Origin of the sequence: Peptostreptococcus stomatis DSM 17678, from assembly GCF_000147675.1 — a bacterium.
Classification (GTDB): domain Bacteria; phylum Bacillota; class Clostridia; order Peptostreptococcales; family Peptostreptococcaceae; genus Peptostreptococcus; species Peptostreptococcus stomatis.
Genome location: NZ_ADGQ01000032.1, coordinates 40,430 through 62,702 on the forward strand (window position 1 = coordinate 40,430; position 22,273 = coordinate 62,702).

Genomic DNA, 22,273 nt, shown 5'->3' on the forward strand with positions numbered 1-22,273 from the left:
AGGTTATGTATGAAAAAGATTATTTCAGTATTAATGTCACTTGTTCTAATCTTGTCAGCAGTAGGCCTAACTAGAGCTTCAGCTGACGAAAAAACATCGCTAGATATTAGAATAGTTACTGTAGCAGATACAGTATCATACTTGGTAGTAGATGCGTCAAAGTATGAATCAGGTGTAAGGGAAGTCTACCTTGATGGGGTAAAGAAGGATTTCTCAAAAGTCGATGTTGAACAGAGAATTGTTAAGAGAGAATTCGATGGTTCTCACTCAAAAATCAAAGTAGTATTAAATAACAATAAGGTTATTGAAGAAAATATTTCTAATATCTACAAGAGGTTCCCTTACAAGTATACGGGTTCAGGCCAAGATTCTACTCCAGACGTAGTCCTTGGACACGCCACAATGGCCGTTTGGGACTACCATAATGTAGCCAAGGGTGCAGATGGAAAAGAATTGACTTATCCTACAAGAACTACATTTGATGTAGACTACACTACAAAAAAGTCTGTAGATACTACGACTACAGCTACACCAAATGAATCACAGGGGTCAAATTCAGCTAACAGTGGACTTCCATTCTTTAAGTACGGTGAAAATGTTGAACTAGAATATACTTATTCAAATAAGGATCAGAGGGCCAAGTTTAATGCTGCTAGAAAGATATATCTTTCTGATAATGGTACAAAAAAGGAAGTTTATGCTGTTAAAGCTATAGATGGTGATAAGGCCAAACTAAAGATTTATGCAAATGATGCAACTTCAACTCTTAAAAAGGGTGAAAATGAATTAATCATTGAGTATAAGGACAAGACATCTGATAAGATAAAAATAGTCTATGATGACAAGAAGCCATCAAATTCAGGTTCACAGTCTAATAATCCTTCATCAGCTGGTAATCCAAACCCAACTGAAAAGGCTGACCCAAGAGTATTTGACTATAAGAGAGACCTAGTATTCAAGTATAACTTAAGTAATAGCGAAGAAAAGAATAAGTACGATCACTTAATAAAGATAAGCAAGCTTTATACACAGCCGAGCTCAGAAGCACAGCTTAGGATAAGAAAGTCTTCTACATCTGATGGTACTGGTTATGTGACTATTTCATATAATTCTTCAAGACCAATCCAGAGAAATGGAAAGCACCTACTAAAGTTCTACTATGATAATAAGTCTCCTGAAACTGAGACTATTTACATAAAGGATAAGGCTCCAGAAGTAATACTGACAGCAGATTCTGGTGAATATGTAGTAGGAAAGTCTATCATATTTAACCTAAAGGGATTCTCATATATATTCCAGCAGGATACAGGTATCCAGACAGTCTATCTAAATGGCCAAAAGCTTACTAGAAAAAGGGTAGTAAATCCAGATGAAAACTATGAAGACCTAAAGGCTAAGGGTGAAGATGTAGCAGAAAATGAAGCAGAAAACCCTTGGCATGTAGTAGGTGAGACATTTAGGATAAAAAATGACGGTATAAAGTACCTTAAGAGGGGTGTAAATTACCTAACTGTCCAGTATGATGGTTACCATGATAGTAACTTCAAGTTTGTCCTAAATGCAAATCCTAATGCTAAGGCCAATGAGAAAAAGTCTGAAGATGTAGCTAAAACTAGGACAACTAGGGCAGCCAGGGCTGACGTAGTTACATCTGCTACAGGAGGCGGAACATCTAAGCCTTCAGTTGGAGGAGACGGTGGCGGCAGCGTGACTATGCCAGCTAAAATAGCCTTCAAGTTTGATATGGTTGCCAACGCCTTTATACTAGAAAAGTTATCATATGATGTAGCTAGTGCAAAGAAGATTGGAGATACTTGGGAAGGTACATCAAAAGAAATAGCCTTGATGAACGGTACTATAAACAGGAGAATTGTTTGGGATAGGTACCTTACATATGTTCAGAATAACAGGCTAAATAATGGTGTATACAAGACTTTTGCTGAATATTACAATGATAATTCCGCATACTTGTCTCAGAATGGATACAATACATTTAAGTATATATTTGGAAGTGGATTAGGAGCTCCAATATACAATATGAAGGTGTATGAGAATTCTGATGAAACATCAAATCCTGAAAAATCTACTAATGTAAATATAGAAGTAAGGTTTAGGGCTGAAGGATATGCTGACAGGGTGATGAAGGTAAATGATGAAGCCAAGTTTGATATCCAAAATTTTGATGCACCTGCAGTTACAAGTGTAGACATAATAAAGCCGAATAAAGAGAAGATAAGAGTTGATATCAATGAATGCAAATATATTAAGTCTCTAGGCATGTTATCAATAAAGGCTGATCACTTCACTGAGGCTGGAGAATATACAGCAATATTCCATTTTGATGGAGCAAATGATACAGAGGTAGTCTTTACTGTTGAACAGTAGATAGATTATATACCCATCTAATAAAAATACATAATTATATAAAGATAATAAACAATATCTATTTTTCCTCCTTGATGCTAGCATCAAGGAGGATTTTTTATATGTTCGGATAAATATGTTCGGATAAATAGGTTTATAATTTGAATGAAATTTTTTAAGTGTAAAGGAAGAACTATAGGATATATAAGACCTTTTTATATAAAAACAATTGATTTTTTCTTTCATTAGATGTATAATAACAAGAATGTGTACAAAGTATGTACAAGGAAAGGAAAATATATGGAAATAACAAAATTCAATGAATTACAAGTAAGTGAAGAAATAAAGAGAGCTATAGAGGATCTAGGTTACGAAGAGCCATCTCCAATCCAGGCCCAGGCCATACCATGTATGATAGAGGGTCATGATGTAATAGGCCAGGCCCAGACAGGTACGGGTAAGACAGCGTCTTTCAGTATACCAATCTTAGAAAATATTGATAGAGACAATAGAAAGTTACAGGCAATAGTATTGTGTCCTACCAGAGAATTGGCTATACAGGTCTCTGAGGAGGTCAGAAAGCTTGCAAAATACATGCAGGGTATACGTACCCTACCAATATATGGTGGACAGCCTATAGACAGGCAAATAAAGGCTCTAAAGGGTGGTGTACAGGTCGCAATAGGTACACCTGGACGTGTAATCGACCATATAAATAGAAAGACATTAAAGCTAGACCAGGTAAAGATGGTTGTCTTGGACGAAGCGGATGAAATGTTAGACATGGGCTTTAGGGAGGATATAGAAACTATCCTGTCAAATGTGCCTGAAGAAAGGCAGACAGCCCTATTCTCAGCTACTATGCCTAAGGCCATTCTAGAGCTAACTAAGAAGTACCAGAAGGACCCTGTCCATATCAAGGTTGTAAGAAAGACCCTTACAGTTTCAAATATCAAGCAGTACTATATAGAAACAAGGAAATCTAACAAGCTTGAAGTTTTGACTAGACTTCTTGATGTATACAACCCAAAGCTAACAGTGGTATTTACTAATACTAAAAAGGGGGCAGATGAACTAGTATCAAGCCTACAGGCCAGGGGTTATGGGGCTGATTCGCTACACGGTGACCTAAAGCAGGTTCAAAGAGACATAGTTATGGACAAGTTCAGGGCTGGAACTATAGATATACTTGTGGCAACTGATGTGGCTGCCAGGGGTATAGACATAGATGATGTAGAGTGTGTAATCAACTACGAGCTACCTCAGGATGATGAGTACTATGTACACAGGATAGGTAGGACTGGTAGGGCCGGTAGAGAAGGTATAGCTTTTTCCTTTGCTTTTGGTAGGGAAATGAGGAAGTTAAAAGATATAGAAAGATATACCAAGTCAAAGATAGTAAAGCATGACATACCGTCTGTAAATGATGTAGAGGAAAAGAAGGTTAGTCAATTTTTCCAAGGTGTAAAGGAAACCCTAGAGGAAGGAAATATAGCCAAGCATGTACAATGGATAGAGGACTTCTGTAATGAGGAAGATTACTCTATGATAGATATTTGTGCGGCTATCCTAAAAAATAGCATGGGCGATGAAGAAATGCAGGAAATAGTCGAAGAAGCACCAAAATCTAGGGATAGGCACAGATTGAACCAATCGGATGTAACTAGATTATTCCTAAATGTAGGTAAGAACCAGAGGATCTTGGCCAAGGATATCTTGGGGGCCATAGCTGGTGAAACAGGTATCAGGAGCAAGTTTATAGGGAACATAGATGTATATGACAAGTATACCTTTGTTGATGTAGACAAGAACAAGGCCAGAGAGATTATAGAAAAAATGAAAAACAGGAAGATAAAGGGCAATAAACTCAATATAGAAAGGGCAAATAGAAATAATCGCTCAAGAAGAAAAAAGTAATTAGATAATACTAAAGGGAGTCATAAAATGTGACTCCCTTTTACTTATATATATTTTTAAATTAGATATTTTACCCCATACCTGTCAAACTATGGCTGATTTGGTGTTGTCCCCGGTTGCTGGCCGGGTGTTGTCCCTGGTTGCTGAGGACTAGGCTGAGGATTCTGTGGTGTCCTCGGAGTAGTCTGGCCACCTCCAGGAGCGGGTTGTCTAGTTGAAGGTGTCTTTTTCTTTGGTGTCTGTATTGCAGCATAGCTGTACCTATCAGGTGCTGTTCCATTTATAAAGGCTGCTAATACACCATAAGATGCACGACCTCCATCTATAGCATTTATAGTAGTCATATACACATTATCAGGTTTAGTAAAGGTCTTGTATTCAAGGTTCTGATGAATCCTATTCATTATCTTTGCCCATAACCTTGATGATGTCATTGCGGCACCACCTTCGATACGACGCCTCTGCATAATCGTTCCGTCTTCGTTCTTGACCCCGGCATCATCACCTATGTAAGTTGCCCCTACATAGTATGGTGTATAGCCGACAAACCAAGTATCAAGATAGTTGTTGGAAGAACCAGTCTTACCAGCTACCGGTATACCAGAACTTAGGGCTGCATTGTTACCAATACCTTCTTTGATAACGGCTGTTAGCATATCAGTTACAACATAGGCCACATCAGGGTCTACAACCTTATGTGTCTTAGGCGTATTCTTGATTATTAATTCACCGTTATATGTAGTTATTGTAGTGAATACTTCTGGCTCGATGTAGACACCATTATTGGCTAGGGTACCAAAGGCTGCTGCCATTTGTAGAGGCGATATACCCTTAGTCAAACCACCCAATACCAATGAGTTGAAGTGACGGTCACTACGTTGCATACCGGCCTTTTTCTCTTCCTTGAAGTCAAGGATAGAAGTAATACCGAAGTTTCTCAAGTAGTCCATCATAACATCTATGGCATCATCATATGTTGGTCCTAGTAATTCACCTGTCTTGTAGGCGATTGTATTAGATGATAGTGCCAAGGCATGTCTCAAACTCATAGAACCATAACCGTTAGTAGTTGTTTCCGGGTTGTCTGCCCTATTTTCCTTAAACCTATAGCCACCCCTTGTGTCTGACATTAGGGTAGACTGGGTAACCTTCTGAGTGTCTATAGCAGGTGTATAGACTGATAGAGGCTTGATAGTAGAACCTGGCTGGTAAGGTGTGATGGCCCTGTTAAGAGTCTTCCTTGCCTTGATGTTTCTACCACCTATTAGGCCCTTGATATTACCAGTCTTGTAGTCTATAACTACACTTGCTGACTGAGGTTCACTCAGACCATTAGCTGCTACAGTATCGTTAGGGAAGTTTGAATTAATAGCATATTCAGCCTCGATTGACTTTTGTATCTTAGGATCTATAGTTGAATTAACTATCAAACCACCGTTGTAATACATGTTTCTAGCTTCTTCTTCAGTTTTACCCTGTTCCATTAGGGCGTCTATTACATCATATTCTATTAAACTCTCTACAGAGTTTGCTATTTTTTCGTTTGAATCAGGGAACTGGATATTAATTTTTTCGTTAATTGCAGCCACATACTGCTTTTCAGTTATTACACCTAGTTCCTTCATCTTGCTAAGTACGACTTCCTGTCTAGTCTTAGCATCTGGGTTGTTTATAGCCTTTCTGACAAGTAGGTCACCACTCTTCAACTGCTTGTAGGTATCCTGGTCTACTAGGTCCCACTCATAAAGTTTTTCATACATAGATTTTTCAGTTGAATTTGCCCCTTCTAGTCCCTCTGTTGGAAGGAAGAATAAAAGTTTATGGTCTAGGTCTGACTTGGATTCATCCCCGGTTATTCTTGCTGATGAATATGGGGCATACTTAGATGGGTTCCTTGTTACACCGGCTAACATTGCTGCCTCTGCCAAAGTAAGGTCCTTTGAATGCTTGTTAAAGTATCCCATGGCACTGGCTTCAGCACCAGATAAGCTCTTACCAACGAAGTAGTTGTTTAGGTATGTTTCCAAAATCTTGTCCTTGTTGACTGACTTACTCATTTCAAGTGCATAGTAGATATCCTTAATTTTACGGCTCATAGTCTGGTCACTACTAGTTAGGAGTATCTTTGATACCTGCATAGGTATTGTACTACCACCCTGTTTTTTACCAACAAGAGTCTTAACAACAGAACGTCCTAGCCCCCAATAGTCTACACCACTGTGAGAGTAGAAACGCTCATCCTCTATGGATATTATAGCCTTTCTAAGATAAGGCGACATGTCACTTAGAGGGATAGGTGTCTTCTTGTACTGGGAAGGTGCTGTAGACATAGTTTCACCATTAGAATACTTGATAGTAGTAGTCTGGTGGGTCAACTTGTCAAGCAAGGCTTCATTGACTGGCTTTACATCCTTTAGAGATGCGAATACAAAACCGAGTACAAGAGCTGATGCGATTATGAAGAAGGCTATTACACCACCTATAATCTTTTTCTTTCTTCTTGACCTCATCTTTCTCTTAAGTGTTTTTGAATTATTACTCTTAGAAATATTCTTTTTATTATTGTCATTTGCATTTGCAGAGTTTTTATTGCTATTTCTGTTTCTAGTTCCTGACTTAGACCCTGGACTCACAGCCCTGGTTTTTGTCTGAGGATTACTAGAGGTAGAAGACCTTCTGGAATTTGATGAGCTGGTCTTACTTTTTCTTCTATCTGAGCTGCCATTCGACTTTGAACGTTCTGATGGTAACATTAAATCAGAATTATTCGAAGATGGCCTACGATTAGAAGACTTGCTAGATTGACCAGCAGGTTTCCTTCTTATCTTGTTATCTTCAGGATTTTCTTTTTTCATGTATAATTAACCTCCTTACTATCTAATAATTATACTGTAAATATGTGCATTTTACAACATTTTTGCTTGAATAAATCACGAATTAATAATATTATATAGTAGTGAATCATGATATAATAGCTAATAATAAAACAATATTACAGTGATAAAATTTACAATAAAATTATAAAGATTAGGAGGATTAGATGTTAGTTGTAGAAAATGTTAGTCATGGCTTTGGGGCCAGGACTATTTTAGAAGATGTATCTTTTAGGATTAGAAAGGGAGAACATATAGCCCTGGTAGGTCCAAATGGAGAAGGAAAGTCTAGTTTTTTAAATATAATTACAATGAGACAAATGCCAGATGCAGGGGATATAAAGTGGTCAAACAGGGTTACAGTTGGATACCTTGACCAGCATACTGTCCTGGAAAAGGGCAAGACAATCAGGGAAATCCTAAGGGATGCCTTCAAGCATATGTTTGACCTGGAAAAGGAAATGCTAGAAATATATGACAAGATGGGTGAGGCCAGTGATGAGGAAATGAGTAAGTATCTTGAAGATACTGCTGAAATACAGACCATGTTGGAGCATAGTGGTTTTTATACCATAGATGCCAAGATACAGGAAGTTGCCAACGGTTTGGGCTTGGGTGACTTAGGCCTGGACAAGGATGTTACAGACCTGTCTGGAGGCCAGAGGACAAAGGTCCTATTGACAAAACTACTTCTGGAAAATCCAACTATATTAGTTTTGGATGAGCCTACCAACTTCCTGGATGAAGAACACATTACCTGGTTGACTAGGTACCTAGAGGAATATGAAAATGCATTTGTACTGGTATCTCATGATATCGACTTTATCAACAATACATGTAATGTTATCTACCACCTGGAAAATGGGGAATTAAATAGGTATAAGGGTAATTATGATGAATTTGAAAGGCTAAATGAAATTAAGAAACGTCAGGAAGAACAGGCCTACGAAAAGCAGGTTGAAGAGAGGAAGAAACTGGAGGACTTTATAGCCAGGAACAAGGCCAGGGTTGCTACCAGGGGCATGGCGAATTCCAGACAAAAGCAACTAGACAAGATGGAGATTCTTGAAAGACCAAAGGAAAAAATTAAGCCTACCTTTGCCTTTAGGAATGCTCGTACTTCAGGCAAGTTGATATTTGAGACTAGCGACCTGGTCTTGGGTTATGATGAGCCACTAACTAAGCCACTAAATTTTAGGTTGGAGAGGGGCAAGAAGATAGCCCTAAAGGGAATGAATGGTATAGGTAAGTCTACCCTACTAAAGACCCTATTAGGTATAGTAAAGCCGTTTGGGGGAGACTTGAGATTGGGTGACTACTTGGAAGTTGGATATTTCGAGCAGGAATCTTCACATGAAAATACAAATACGGCCATGGATGAAATATGGAATGAATATCCGGGTATGGACAATATAGAAGTTAGGCGTGCCTTGGCCAAGTGTGGTTTGACAAATGACCATATTACCAGCCAGATGAGGGTCTTATCGGGAGGAGAGGCAGCCAAGGTAAGGTTGTGTAAGATTATGTTAAAAGATATTAATTTCCTGGTTTTGGACGAGCCTACCAACCACCTGGATGTAGATGCCAAGGATGAATTGAAAAAGGCTATAAAGGAGTTTAAGGGGACTGTTTTACTGGTAAGCCATGAGCCTGAATTCTATAATGATGTAGTAGATGAAGTCTGGAATATCGAAGACTTTACTACCAAGTTGGTATAATTTGAAGACTAGTTCAAATATTGGGGGCAGTGATTATATTGGTTGGAGTTTATACGGCCAATGTTAGGTTTAAACAAACTCATATAAGAATTGCATACATATAAATTTATAAAAATAAGGCTGGTGCGTAGATAATACACACCAGCCCCTATTATTTATGATAATTTTCGTTCAATTATTATTTATTCAACTTCTAGTATTATTTATTCAACTTCTAGTTCCCATTCGTCAAACCAAGATTCGTCCAACTTAGATAGCATTTCAGCATACTTACTTTCGTTGGCAACCTGCTTTTCGGCCTTCTTCTTGTAGTTATTTACTGTAGCAGTACTCTTGTTGACCGGCTGGATAGTACCTGTACCGGCAACACAACCACCAGGGCAAGCCATACCTTCTAGCAGGTAGCCATTTCTCTTACCAGCCTTAGCTAGCATTAGCATATTTCTACATTCCTTTAGACCATCAGCCTGGTCGATAGGTATTTCTCTGTTTGGATCAATCTTCTTGACTACATCCACAACAGCGTTGGCAACACCACCAGATACTGCAAAACCTCTACCGGCTCCAGTACCAAAGCTCATATTATCTGCTGGCTCCATTTCTTCAAGGACTATATTCTTGGCTTCAAACATACCCATTACTTCTTCAAATGTAAGTACATAGTCAACATGACTCTTTACTGTTTTTCTAGTTGCCTCTAATTTCTTAGAAACACATGGTCCTATAAATACAACCTTAGAATCCTTGTATCTCTGCTTGATGAAACGTGCAGTAAATACCATTGGTGTCATGGCCATTGATATATTGTCAGCAAACTCTGGGAAGAGTTTCTTGGCCATAACAGACCATGATGGACAACATGATGTAGCCATAAAGTCTAGTTTTTCAGGTACATTCTTCATGTAGTCTTCTGCTTCTTCTATAGTACAAAGGTCAGCACCTATGGCAACTTCAACAACATCGAAGAAACCTAATTCTAGTAGGGCAGCTTTTAACTTTTCTGGTGTAACCTTAGGTCCAAACTGGCCAGCAAAGGCAGGTGCTATTTCAGCTATAACCCTAGAACCTGACTTAATTTCGTTTATTAACTGGAAGATCTGAGACTTATCAGCTATGGCACCAAATGGACAGGATGAAATACATACACCACAAGATACACACTTGTCGTAGTCTATTGATGCACGACCATACTTGTCTGATTCAATGGCATCCATACCACAAGCCCTGGCACAAGGTCTTTCCAACTTAGCTATTGCATCATATGGACAGACAGCCTTACACCTACCACACTTGATACATAGGTCCTGATCAATGAAAGACTTGCCGTTTACCATTGATACAGCCTTTTTTGGACATACTTCAACGCAAGGTCTTGCTAAACATCCCCTGCAGATATCAGTAGTTTTATATACATTGTCTGGACATGAATTACACGCAAACTTGATTATGTTGACAAATGGTGGCTTGTAGATAGTATTTGTAAGAGACTTCTCATCTATACCGGCTGGTATAGGAGCATGCTCAGAAATACGTCTAAGTGGAAGACCCATCGCCAAACGAATTCTTTCACCTACGATAGCCCTTTCTAAAAAAATACTTTCTCTATGTGAAGCGATTTCACCGGGTACTATCTTGTACGGAATTTCTTCTAATGTGTTGTAATTTGGACTATCCTCATAGGCAAATCTTGCCACTTCTGTGAAGACGTCACGACGAACTTTTGCAATAGCAGTAAAGATACCTTTTAAGCTCATTGTATACCTCCATATAAAAATAAACTAATAATAAATTCTCTAAAATTCTTGTATTCGTATAAAGTATAACACAGAAATACCTCTAAATAAACAAGAATATTAATATATTTAAACAAATTATAAAAAATAACTAATTTTTCAACATATTATATAAGAATAAAAGCATAAAAAAGTTAATTATTAGAGAAAAATATCCATAAAACAAATGTTAAAGTTTCTTTAAATTAGTAAATCCAGCAAAAAAATTGCGAAAAAAAATTAGAAAAAAAGTATTCATTACAGATTTAAATTTTTAAATTAAAATTAGAAAAGACCCCTAAATACTAGGCTTTTATGGTGGTAAAAATAAGAATTGTCTAAATATTCGAAGAAAAAAATCAAATATCACTTAAGACGAATTATTTACAAAAAGCCCCTAAATTTTCTTGAAAAATGGTCTAATATGCTATATAATCTACTTATTATATAGGAATTATATATTATGCCTTGAAGAAGAGGAGTAAACAGGCCTATTTTACAGAGAGAAAATCATTGGTGGAAGGTTTTTAAAGATGGTGTGTTGAAGGTAGCTTCTGAGCATATTGCATGAAGTCTAGTTATCTAATAGATAATTATATGTTAGTGTAGTACGGTTGACCCCGTTATAGGTTTTGAGTGCCGGCTATTAGCCGGAATTAAGGTGGTAACGCGAGCTTTCGTCCTTTTGTGGATGGAAGCTTTTTTTGTAAGAAAATAAATTAAGGAGGTTTAAGAATGGATAAGAATTTAGCTAAAAATTACAATCCCAAGGATTTTGAAGACAGAATATACAAAGAGTGGCAGGACAAGGGTCTTTTTAAGTCAAAGATTGACAAGACTAAAAAGTCCTTCTCTATAGTAATGCCACCACCAAATATCACTGGTCAGCTACATATGGGGCATGCCCTTGACGATACCCTACAGGATATCCTGACTAGGTGGAAGAGGATGGATGGTTATGAGGCCCTATGGATACCGGGTACTGACCATGCCTCTATAGCTACTGAGGTAAAGGTAGTAGACAAGATCAAAAAGGAAACTGGCAAGTCTAAGTATGAGATAGGTAGGGAAGAATTCCTTGAACATGCCTGGGCCTGGAAGGAAGAATTTGGTGGTAAGATAGTAAACCAGGTAAAAAAACTAGGGGCATCATGTGACTGGGACCTAGAAAGATTTACAATGGATGAAGGCTGCAACAAGGCCGTTACTAAGTTTTTTGTAAAGTTATACGAGGAAGGTCATATTTACAGGGGTAACAGGATTATAAACTGGTGTCCAGACTGTAAGACAACCCTATCCGATGCAGAGGTAGAACATGAGGACCAGGAGGGTAACTTCTGGCACATCAAGTACCCTATCAAGGATAGTGAAGAGTATTTGGAAATAGCCACTACAAGACCTGAGACCCTATTAGGAGACTCTGGTGTGGCAGTACACCCTGAAGACGAAAGGTACAGCCACCTGGTTGGTAAGTTCGCCATATTACCATTGGTTGGCAGGGAATTGCCTATAGTTGCCGATGAATATGTAGACAAGGAATTTGGTACAGGTGCTGTAAAGATGACACCAGCCCATGACCCTAATGACTTCGAGGTTGGTCAGAGACACCAGCTTGAAGAGATAAATGTAATGAATGACGATGCTACAATGAATGACCTGGCAGGTAAGTATGCGGGTATGGACAGGTATGAATGTAGGAAGGTCTTGCTTGCTGACCTGGAAGAAGCTGGCTACCTGATCAAGGTAGAAAAACATGACCATGCAGTAGGTACTTGCTACAGGTGTCATACAACTGTAGAGCCAAGACTATCATTACAGTGGTTTGTAAAGATGGATGAATTGGCCAAGCCAGCTATAGATATATTAAAGAAGGGTGAATTAAAGTTTGTTCCAGACAAGTTTGACAAGACCTACCTACAGTGGCTAGAAAACATCAGGGACTGGTGCGTATCCAGGCAGTTGTGGTGGGGTCACCAGATACCAGCCTACTATTGCCAGGATTGTGGTCATATAATGGTTTCCGAAGAAACGCCACATGAATGCCCTAAGTGTAAGTCAAGCAATATAAAGCAGGATGAAGATGTCCTAGATACATGGTTCTCATCAGGTTTATGGCCTTTTGAAACTATGGGATGGCCAGACCAGACTGACATGTTGGACTACTACTATCCAACTAGCGTATTGGTTACAGGCTATGACATAATCTTCTTCTGGGTAGTTAGGATGGCATTTTCAGCCATGTTCTGTATGAATGAAAAGCCATTTGAACATGTCTTGATACATGGACTAGTTAGGGATTCAGAGGGTAGGAAGATGTCCAAGTCCCTAGGTAATGGTATAGACCCACTTGAAATAATAGACCAGTATGGTGCAGATGCCTTGAGGTTTACCCTTACAACAGGTAACTCACCAGGTAACGATATGAGATTCTATATGGAAAGGGTTGAATTTGCCCGTAACTTCAACAATAAGCTATGGAATGCATCCAGGTTTGTATTTATGAACCTAGAAGATGAGAGCCTACTGGACAACCTAACTCGTGAGTCAGTTGAAGCCAACTTAACGCTAGCTGACAAGTGGATTATTTCCAGGGCCAACAGGCTAGTAAAAGAAGTTAACTACAATATGGACCAGTTTGACCTGGGTATAGCCCTACAGAAGGCCTATGACTTTACATGGTCAGAATACTGTGACTGGTATATAGAAATCGTCAAGCCAAGACTATATGGTGATGATAGAGAGGCTAAGAGGGCAGCCCTATACACATTGACATATGTACTAGAAAAGATATTGAAGCTATTACATCCATTTATTCCATTTATAACAGAGGAAATATATTCATACCTACCAACAGTAGAAGGATATATTATCACTGCTGAATATCCTCATTACAAGGAAGCTGATGATATGCTAGCTGAAGAGGAAAAGATGAACCTAATCATGGATGGTATCAGAAATGTTAGAAATGTAAGGGCAGAGATGAATGTACCACCTTCAAAGAAGGCCAAGATAATTATTGTACCTACAGATGACAAGAGACCGGCCATGGAAGATGGCAAGGAATACTTCAAGTCTTTGGCATCAGCATCAGAAGTTGAAATCCAGGACAACAAGGATGGTATACCAGAGGATGCAGTATCCGTAGTAATAGACGGGGTAGAGCTATTTATACCGCTAGATGAATTGGTAGACTTTGAAAAGGAAAAAGAGAGACTGAATAAGGAAAGAGACAAGGCCCTAGCTGAAATAAAGAGGGTAGAAGGCAAGCTGAATAACCCTGGCTTTGTAAATAAGGCACCAGCAAAATTGGTTGAAGAAGAAAAGGCTAAGAAGGAAAAGTTTGAAGAAATCCTTAAAACTATTGAAGAAAGATTGGCCAAGTTCTAATAAGCTGATATTCCAAGTCCTAATAGGATGATTTATAGAAAATATAATAGTATACAAAAAGATGCACTTAGGAAAAGGCCATAAGTGCATCTTTTTTACTAGAGAGATATTTAAGGAAAAATCCCTAGTCATATTATATGTGAATTATATTAAATTGAGGCCAAATTAACCCAACATGATTTTTTCAAGCTTTAGAGGTTCGATGTATTCATCTCCCTTATAAGCCCTCATGTTTCCACCTGATATTTCATCTATTAGTGCAACCTTGCCGTCTACCATACCGAATTCGAACTTGATATCGTATAATTCTAGGTCCTTCTTAGCTAGCTCAGCCTTTACAACCTCACCTATTTCTAGGGCAAGCTTTGCTAGTTCTTCATATTCAGCTTCTGTCATGATATTTAATATGGCAAGAGCATCCTTAGTGATTAGTGGATCGTTTCTATCGTCATCCTTTAAAGTTACTTCAACGTATGGAGGGATTACAGTTCCAGATTCTATATATTCACCATATCTTCTGATGAATGATCCTACTGCCCTGTAACGAACAATTACTTCTACACCCTTACCAAATACCTTGGCCTTTCTAACTACAGCTTCGTTCTTGTCAACATCAGCAGATACGAAGTGAGTATTTAGTCCCATAGCATTTAGCTTTTCATAGAAGAACTTAGTCATAGCAACAGCTGAACGACCAGCCCCTTCTATCTGTAGGCCTACTTGGTTTTCGCCTGGATCAAAAACACCGTCTTTACCAGTTACATCGTCTTTAAACTTTAACAAGACGTTCTTATCGTCAATTTCAAATACATCCTTTGTCTTACCAGTATAAATCTTATTCATTTTAAACCTCCTATGAATAGAACCATAAAAATAATATAGTAAATGTACAATATACGCACATTATTATAAGTTTTGTAAAAATAGTTCGCTTTTCTATGGACTTATTATCTCACAATGGAACTCAATAGTCAATTTTTTTTTGGGAATTTCTTCAAAAAATTGAACTTTTTTTAGATTTATATGTAGAAAGCTTGGGGAAATAAAAAAGACTGAGATTGGGAGAAATCTGTTATATGTTGGTATTCAGCCGGTTTCTCTTATCTCAGTCTTAAAGTTATTATTTTCTTTTATATGACTACTTTAAAGCAGCAAGTAGCTTTTTAGTGTATTCCCAAACTCTTCCAACAGATGATATATACATATGTTCTTTTGGTGTATGGGCATCGAATATACTTGGTCCATAACTTATCATGTCAGTATCAGGCAAGATACCCTTTAATAGTCCACACTCTAGGCCCGCATGGATAGATGTAATATGAGGTTCTTTTCCGTACATATCTACATATATCTTTTCAGCTATATCCCTAAGTGGAGAAACAGCTTCATACTGCCATGCTGGATATGCAGAGTATTCTCTTGCTACTGCACCCATTCTGTTGGCTATAATAGTTACCACGTTTAGGATTTCTCTTAGTGAGCTAGATGATGCAGAACGAACTGAAGCAGTAAGTACCAGCTTACCATCCTCTTCTAGGATTACGGCATTGTTTAGGGATGTCTGAACTAGGCCTTCTATATCCTTGCTCATGTACTGGACTCCATCTGGTAGGGCCATAACCATGTCTATTACTGAATCGCTAAGGTCCTTAGTATATACCTGGTCAGCAGTAGCTTCTGTGATATTTATTGTTAGACCTGGATCCTCAACCCTGTATTCTTCCTTTAGGTCAGCTATTAGGGCATCTAGGCCTTCCTTCAATGAATCAAACTTGTCTGTAGCAAATACAACTTCAGCATTTCCTGGAACTGCATTGTGCTTGATACCACCATCAAATGATGCAAGTCTAACATCAGCCTTTACCAGGTAAAGAAGTCTAGCGGCTAGCTTGATAGCATTAGCCCTCTGCTTGTCTATTTCAACACCAGAGTGACCACCCTTTAAGCCAGATATAGATAGCTTGTAGGCCTTGCTTGAATTTGCTTCTCTTGCTATGTCAAAACTAAGGTCTATATTTGATCCACCTGAACAACTAACCAAGAATTCACCTTCTACTTCTGTATCCAGGTTTAGTAGACGAGTACCTGTTAGGTGGTCAGCTGTTAGGGCCATGGCACCATCCATACCAGTTTCTTCGTTAGTAGTTACCAATAGTTCTAGTGGAGGATGAGGGATATCATCGGCATCCAATATAGCTAGACCATAGGCAACTGCTATTCCGTCGTCTCCACCTAGAGTAGTGTTGTTGGCTCTAAGCACGTCACCTTCGACTATCATTTCTATAGGATCAGTGTCAAAGTTGTGGTTGGAATCATCAGTCTTTACGCATACCATGTCCATATGTCCCTGGATAATTAGGGGCTCAGAGTTTTCATAACCTGGTGTACCAGGCTTCTTTATAATTACGTTAAGGATTTCATCCTGGTAAACTTCAAGGTTTCTATCCTTGGCAAACTGTACTAAAAAATCACTTACTTCTTTTTCGTTTCCAGAACTTCTAGGGTGCTGGTTGATTTCGTAAAACCATCTAAACACTTCTTTTGGTTCCAAATTACTTAAGTTATTCATAAATTAAACCTCCTAAATTGTTTAAAATTTTATAAACTTTCCTATAATTATAATAACGCATTTGCTAGGATTTATCAAGAAAATGTAAATTAATCAACCCTAAAAATGAATTTCAAAAAGCCCTATAATAAGAATTTACATTACTTTAATAAGATTTAGGGAGGGGGTATTTTACATAAATTAGATTATGAGGTAAAATTATAGGATATATAGAAAAAAAGTTAAAAATGATTTAGAAAGGAGAACTTGGCTTGAATTTTTATTTGGCCAATAATTTATAGATGAACTATAGTGAAGCATTAGAATTTATACATGGAGTGGAGAAGTTTGGCATGGTTCTGGGCCTAGATTCCATAAAAAATCTCCTAGATAGGTTGGATAGGCCCCAAGATAAGTTGAAATTTATCCATATATCAGGAACCAACGGTAAGGGGTCAACTTCTACCTTTATATCCAATATCCTGATAGAAGCAGGCTACAGTGTAGGCCTATACACATCACCTTTTTTGGAAGTTTTCAATGAAAGGATTAGGCTAAACGGTTGTAATATTGATGACCAAGACCTGGCAGATAGTGTTGAATTGGTAAAGGAAGCCTGTCAAAAGATGCTAGGAGAGGGCTTGGCCCATCCGACCGAATTTGAATTGGTGACTGCCACTGCCTTTGTATATTACGCATCCAAGCAGGTAGACTATGTAGTCTTGGAAGTTGGACTAGGTGGTAGGTATGATGCTACCAATGTCATCGACAAGTCTCTTGTAAGTGCAATAGCATCAATCAGTCTTGACCATACTAAGGTCCTAGGGGATACAATTGACAAGGTGGCCTATGAAAAGGCTGGAATTATAAAGAAAAAGGGTCAGGTAATCATGTATGAACAGGGACCAGAAGCTACTGAAGTTGTAGAAAGAGTCTGCAAGGAAGAGGGGGCAAACCTGATTATATCGAGAAACTCAGGTATAGAAATCAAAAAGTCTAACTTAAACAACCAGGTATTTGATGCCCTAGACTACCTGGGAAACAAGTATGAAGACCTTAAAATAAGGATGATAGGCAGGCACCAGACAAAAAATGCCCTTTTGGCCTTGAATATAGCAGCCTACCTTATGGAAAATAGACTGGCAGACAAGTTAAGTAGGGAGGCTATTTATTCAGGTCTTCTTAAGTCTAAGTGGCCGGGTAGGATGGAAATTCTTATGGATAGTCCCCTATTTATGATAGATGGGGCCCACAATCTGGATGGAGCCCAGTCCCTGGTCGGAGAAATAGATAGACTCCTAGGAGAGGAATGGGACAAGATCCTGGTTCTAGGACTATTAGCTGACAAGGATGTAGATGGGATAGTCAAGATCTTAGTACCCAGGTTTGATAGGGTGATAGTAACCCTGCCTAATAATCCAAGGGCAATGGACGTAGAAGAACTGGCCTATAGGGTAGGGATGTACTGTCAGGATATTATATGTATAGAAGATATAGGCCAGGCTGTAGATTATTCCTTTGACCTGGTAGATAGGTTGACTAGGGATGAAAAGGCCAGAATGCATGAAACAGAAAAAAGGTCTAAGAAATCCAAGTCCAGGCAAAAGAAAGTCACTAATGAAAATCCTAAGAAAAAGGCCATTATTGGGGCTGGATCCCTATTTTTGGTTGGAGATATAAGGAGTCATGTTAATAGGTCTATCTCAGACCGGTAATAAGGTTAAACAAGTAAGACAAGATATTTTTAAAAATATTAGAAAACCTATTGACTATGACATTAGGTAATAGTTTATACTCTTCATTGTTAGGAGGTGCGAAAATGTATTTAATCAAGAAAGTTAGTGAGATTAGTGGTGTATCGGTGCGCACTTTACATCATTATGACAAAATCGGCTTGCTGTCTCCAAAAAAGAATAAAAATGGATACAGATATTATTCTGAAGATGATATATCCTTTTTACAAATGATATTATACTATAAGTATTTGGGATTTTCTCTAGGACAGATAAAAGAATTGATAAGACAAGAAGATGAAGAGATATTATATCATCTAAGAAAACAACTAACTTTAATGCAAAATGAAAAGCAAAGACTCCTGACACTAATAGACACATTAGAAAAGACTATTGAGTCTAAGGAAAGGAGAGTCACTATGTCAGTGAAAGAAAAATTCAAGGGATTTACATACCAGGATAATGAAAAGTATAAACAGGCAGCTGTGGATACATATGGAAAAGAAGTTATTGATCAAGCTATCGAAAAACAAAAGGGAAAAGAAGAAGAAATTACCGATGGTTTTAATCAAATATTCTTTGCTTTTTCTGATAACCTATCAAAAGGGCTAAGTTCTACATCCAAAGAAAATATAGACTTGGCAGAAAAACTGCATAAACATCTTTGCGAATATGCTTTTGATTGTAAGATAGGTGTATTTTCAAGTATTGGTTATGGATATGTTCAAAATATAGAATTTAAAAATAACCTGGATAAATTTGGAGATGGAATGGCCCAGTATGTATGTGATGCGATTCAAGAGTATGTAAAAGAAAAACAAAAGTAAAAATAAAAACAAAAGGGGATAGTATTTATGCTTGTGGGTCAAATATAAAAGGCTTATGAGCATAACATAGTAATAAAAAATTAAATAAAATAAATTTTTTTCATCTGTTGCATCTGCAACAGATTTTTTTTTGACCCGATACTATAATGAGTACATAAGTTAAATAAAAGTGAAACACAAAACACAAATAATAAGACCCCAATATCCTAGAGGGGCAAAATCAAAAAAGGGTATGTTAAAAATCAAAAAAATTGTTGGAATGAAAAGGAGATATTAATATGAAAGAAATAAACATGTTTTGTTATCAATGTCAGGAAACAGCAGGTTGCACAGGCTGTACAGTAAAGGGTGTATGTGGAAAGACACCAGAAGTTGCCAGGATCCAGGACCTTCTAGTATATGTAACTAAGGGTATATCAGAAGTAACTACAAAGCTAAGAGCAGAAGGTAAGACTATCAGCAAGGAAGACAACCATCTGATTACTCTTAACCTATTCACAACTATAACAAATGCTAACTTTGACTTCGATGTATTCGTACAGAGAATTTACAATACTCTAGATGCAAAGAAGAGATTAATAGCCCAGTTGGATGACGCATCAAGCCTAAGTCCAGTAGCTCTTTGGGATGAAAGAGATGTAAATGTTATGGATGAAAAGGCAAGGACAGTAGGTGTTTTAGCTACTGAAAATGAAGATATAAGGTCTTTAAGAGAACTTACAATATATGGTCTAAAGGGACTATCAGCATATTCAAAGCATGCTAACATGCTAGACTATGATAGTGAAGAGGTAGATGCCTTCTTACAGGAAGCCCTATACAAGACTACTCAGGCCCTAAGTGTAGATGAGTTAATAGCCTTGGTATTGGCAACTGGTGAAGCTGGCGTTAAGGGAATGGCCCTACTAGACTCAGCTAATACGGGTACATTTGGTAACCCAGAAATCACAGAGGTTAACCTTGGAGTTAGAAATAACCCAGCTATCTTGATTTCAGGTCACGACCTATCAGATTTAAAGGAATTGCTAGAACAGACAAAGGGAACAGGTGTAGATGTTTATACACATTCAGAAATGCTACCAGCTAACTACTATCCAGAATTAAAGAAGTATGGCAACCTAGTAGGTAATTACGGTAATGCATGGTGGAAGCAGAAGGAAGAATTTGAGAGCTTCAATGGGCCTATCCTGATGACAACTAACTGTATAGTGCCACCAAAGGATTCATACAAGGATAGGATATATACAACAGGTTCAGCAGGTTTCCCAGGATGTAAGCATATACCAGGTGAAGCAGGTTCAACTAAAGACTTTACAGAAATTATAGAACATGCTAAGAAGTGTGCTAGCCCAACTCAGATTGAAGAGGGAACAATAGTTGGTGGATTTGCCCACAACCAGGTACTAGCCCTGGCTGACCAGATTGTCGAAGCAGTAAAGACAGGTGCAATCAAGAAGTTCGTAGTAATGGCCGGATGTGACGGAAGACAGAAGGGTAGAAACTACTATACAGACTTTGCCAAGGCCCTTCCAAAAGAGGCAGTAATCCTAACAGCAGGATGTGCCAAGTACAAGTACAACAAGTTAAACCTTGGAGATATAAATGGTATACCAAGAGTCCTAGACGCTGGTCAGTGTAATGACTCTTACTCACTAGCAGTAATAGCTATGAAGTTACAGGAAGTGTTTGGTCTAGAAGATATCAACGACCTTCCACTAGTATTCAATATAGCTTGGTATGAGCAGAAGGCAGTAATAGTCCTATTAGCACTATTATTCCTAGGGGTAAAGAACATCCACCTTGGACCAACTCTACCAGCCTTCCTATCACCAAATGTAGCTAAAGTATTGGTTGAGAACTTTGGCATAGCAGGTATAGGTACAGTAGAAGATGATATAGAACTATTCTTCAGCTAAAAAAAAATATAAAACTTCACTATAGATAGTAAAATAGGGTCGGTCTGGCAGTTGCCTAGCTGGCCCTTTTTATTGATATAGTCTATCAAATGTGTTAAATTTATAGCTAAATTCTATAAAAAAGTAAAAATATTTGCTACTAGTTTAACAGACTTTGTTAAAATATTTATTAAAAATAATGAGAAGAGTATATGAAATAAATAAAAATAAGAATAAAATCTTGCAATTTAAGGTGTTTTTTATATTTACAGGCTTATTATACGGCAAACCCAATAGGCAAAATAATAATATGTTTGAGAATTTTGTAAAAATTTCTATAAATTTCAAAAAAAGTATATGAAAAATTTATCAAATGCGTTATAATATAGACAAGCTTAATTAAGGAAATATTAATTTTTACAGGTTAAAGTAGTAAAAAATGATAAGAAAAATAGAGGGATATGGGTGAGGATTATGACAGATATTAGAGAAAATTTTAAAAAAGCATATACTAGAATGCTGCAACAGGAAAAGTTCGTTCAGGCAGTAATCAATCTATCAGAAGATGAGGGCCTAGACCTAGACTTGGCCAGGCAGGTTGATGAAAGATATGGCTGCCTGGAAATAGGAGATCCAGACGATATGGCCAACAAGTATGCAGGCGATGACAAGTGGATGGATAATAGTTTGAGTATAATAGAAAACAGGTTTGCCTATGTTATCAAGGCAGTTGTTGACTATGATGAAGGTCAGATAATAAACCTAAAAGAGAGATTTTATGGCCTAGGTCAGGAATATATGCCTGAGTATGAGGGTCTACCAATCAGACATATATATAATGTAATCAGAGACCTCCTATTAGATGGTGGAAGGACTGAAGAGCTAAACGAAGTTATCAGCGAAGAATTTGATGAAATCATATGGAAGAGGACTAGACCATCTACTTGCAAGTATTGGGCATATTTAGATGTAGACTTCAACAAGTACTACCTACCACTTAGACAGCAGTTTATAGATGGGTTGACTGAAAAGACTGACGTAGAATTTAAGAAATTAGACGAGTCAGTATGTGTCTTGGCCAGGAGGATGTAAGAAAGGCCAGGAACAAATAAATAAAAAATATATAAGTTAAGAAGCCAATGTTAATAAGATAAGTATAATAAAAAACGGAGACGGTATCCTCAAAAAAGAGGGGCCTATCTCCGTTTTTTATTTATATTATTTGTTAAAAGAAATTTC

12 protein-coding genes and 1 other annotated feature are annotated in these 22,273 nt (G+C 37.7%); of the genes, 8 read left to right on the forward strand and 4 right to left on the reverse strand.

Annotated features, from left to right (window positions below):
• The first annotated feature begins 9 nt into the window (after positions 1-9).
• Both HMPREF0634_RS09330 and HMPREF0634_RS03055 read left to right on the forward strand, forming a co-directional pair.
• Positions 10-2,385 carry a hypothetical protein gene (locus HMPREF0634_RS09330; RefSeq protein ID WP_050786338.1) on the forward strand — a complete coding sequence of 792 codons (2,376 nt, stop codon included), beginning with the start codon at positions 10-12 and terminating at the stop codon, positions 2,383-2,385.
• Between the two features lie 279 nt (positions 2,386-2,664).
• A complete protein-coding gene (locus HMPREF0634_RS03055) occupies positions 2,665-4,281 on the forward strand; it encodes a DEAD/DEAH box helicase (RefSeq protein ID WP_007788838.1) in 1,617 nt (538 codons plus the stop codon).
• Between the two features lie 89 nt (positions 4,282-4,370).
• Here the strand turns inward: HMPREF0634_RS03055 and HMPREF0634_RS03060 are convergent, their stop codons facing one another.
• Positions 4,371-7,136 carry a transglycosylase domain-containing protein gene (locus HMPREF0634_RS03060; protein ID WP_007788882.1) on the reverse strand — a complete coding sequence of 922 codons (2,766 nt, stop codon included), beginning with the start codon at positions 7,134-7,136 and terminating at the stop codon, positions 4,371-4,373.
• A 185-nt stretch (positions 7,137-7,321) separates the two neighbouring features.
• On the opposite strand from HMPREF0634_RS03060, the gene HMPREF0634_RS03065 reads away from it, so the two are divergent.
• Positions 7,322-8,872 (forward strand): ABC-F family ATP-binding cassette domain-containing protein, encoded by a 1,551-nt coding sequence (locus HMPREF0634_RS03065; RefSeq protein ID WP_007788866.1) that lies wholly within the window; start codon positions 7,322-7,324, stop codon positions 8,870-8,872.
• Positions 8,873-9,075: 203 nt separating this feature from the next.
• Here the strand turns inward: HMPREF0634_RS03065 and HMPREF0634_RS03070 are convergent, their stop codons facing one another.
• Entirely contained in the window at positions 9,076-10,626 is a 1,551-nt protein-coding gene (locus HMPREF0634_RS03070) for a 4Fe-4S dicluster domain-containing protein (protein ID WP_007788878.1), read from the reverse strand.
• 477 nt (positions 10,627-11,103) lie between these two features.
• Positions 11,104-11,332: a binding site (T-box leader), on the forward strand.
• Positions 11,333-11,379: 47 nt separating this feature from the next.
• Between HMPREF0634_RS03070 and HMPREF0634_RS03075 the strand changes: the two genes are divergently transcribed.
• Positions 11,380-14,031, forward strand: a complete 2,652-nt coding sequence (locus tag HMPREF0634_RS03075; RefSeq protein ID WP_007788820.1) for a valine--tRNA ligase — start codon at positions 11,380-11,382, stop codon at positions 14,029-14,031.
• Between the two features lie 165 nt (positions 14,032-14,196).
• Here the strand turns inward: HMPREF0634_RS03075 and HMPREF0634_RS03080 are convergent, their stop codons facing one another.
• A complete protein-coding gene (locus HMPREF0634_RS03080; RefSeq protein ID WP_007788860.1) occupies positions 14,197-14,874 on the reverse strand; it encodes a phosphoribosylaminoimidazolesuccinocarboxamide synthase in 678 nt (225 codons plus the stop codon).
• Between the two features lie 295 nt (positions 14,875-15,169).
• Complete coding sequence (locus HMPREF0634_RS03085) at positions 15,170-16,600, reverse strand: aminoacyl-histidine dipeptidase (protein WP_007788851.1); 1,431 nt, start codon at positions 16,598-16,600, stop codon at positions 15,170-15,172.
• Between the two features lie 332 nt (positions 16,601-16,932).
• On the opposite strand from HMPREF0634_RS03085, the gene HMPREF0634_RS03090 reads away from it, so the two are divergent.
• The 4 genes from HMPREF0634_RS03090 to HMPREF0634_RS03105 all read left to right on the forward strand — a co-directional run bounded on the left by HMPREF0634_RS03090 (position 16,933) and on the right by HMPREF0634_RS03105 (position 22,126).
• Positions 16,933-18,294 carry a bifunctional folylpolyglutamate synthase/dihydrofolate synthase gene (locus HMPREF0634_RS03090; protein WP_243440505.1) on the forward strand — a complete coding sequence of 454 codons (1,362 nt, stop codon included), beginning with the start codon at positions 16,933-16,935 and terminating at the stop codon, positions 18,292-18,294.
• A 104-nt stretch (positions 18,295-18,398) separates the two neighbouring features.
• Positions 18,399-19,139, forward strand: coding sequence for a MerR family transcriptional regulator (locus tag HMPREF0634_RS03095; protein WP_007788849.1), 741 nt, complete (start codon positions 18,399-18,401; stop codon positions 19,137-19,139).
• A gap of 278 nt (positions 19,140-19,417) precedes the next feature.
• Positions 19,418-21,055, forward strand: coding sequence for a hydroxylamine reductase (hcp, locus tag HMPREF0634_RS03100; RefSeq protein WP_007788891.1), 1,638 nt, complete (start codon positions 19,418-19,420; stop codon positions 21,053-21,055).
• Positions 21,056-21,508: 453 nt separating this feature from the next.
• Positions 21,509-22,126: a hypothetical protein gene (locus HMPREF0634_RS03105; RefSeq protein WP_040565699.1), complete on the forward strand. Its 618-nt coding sequence runs from the start codon at positions 21,509-21,511 to the stop codon at positions 22,124-22,126.
• Positions 22,127-22,273: the final 147 nt, after the last annotated feature.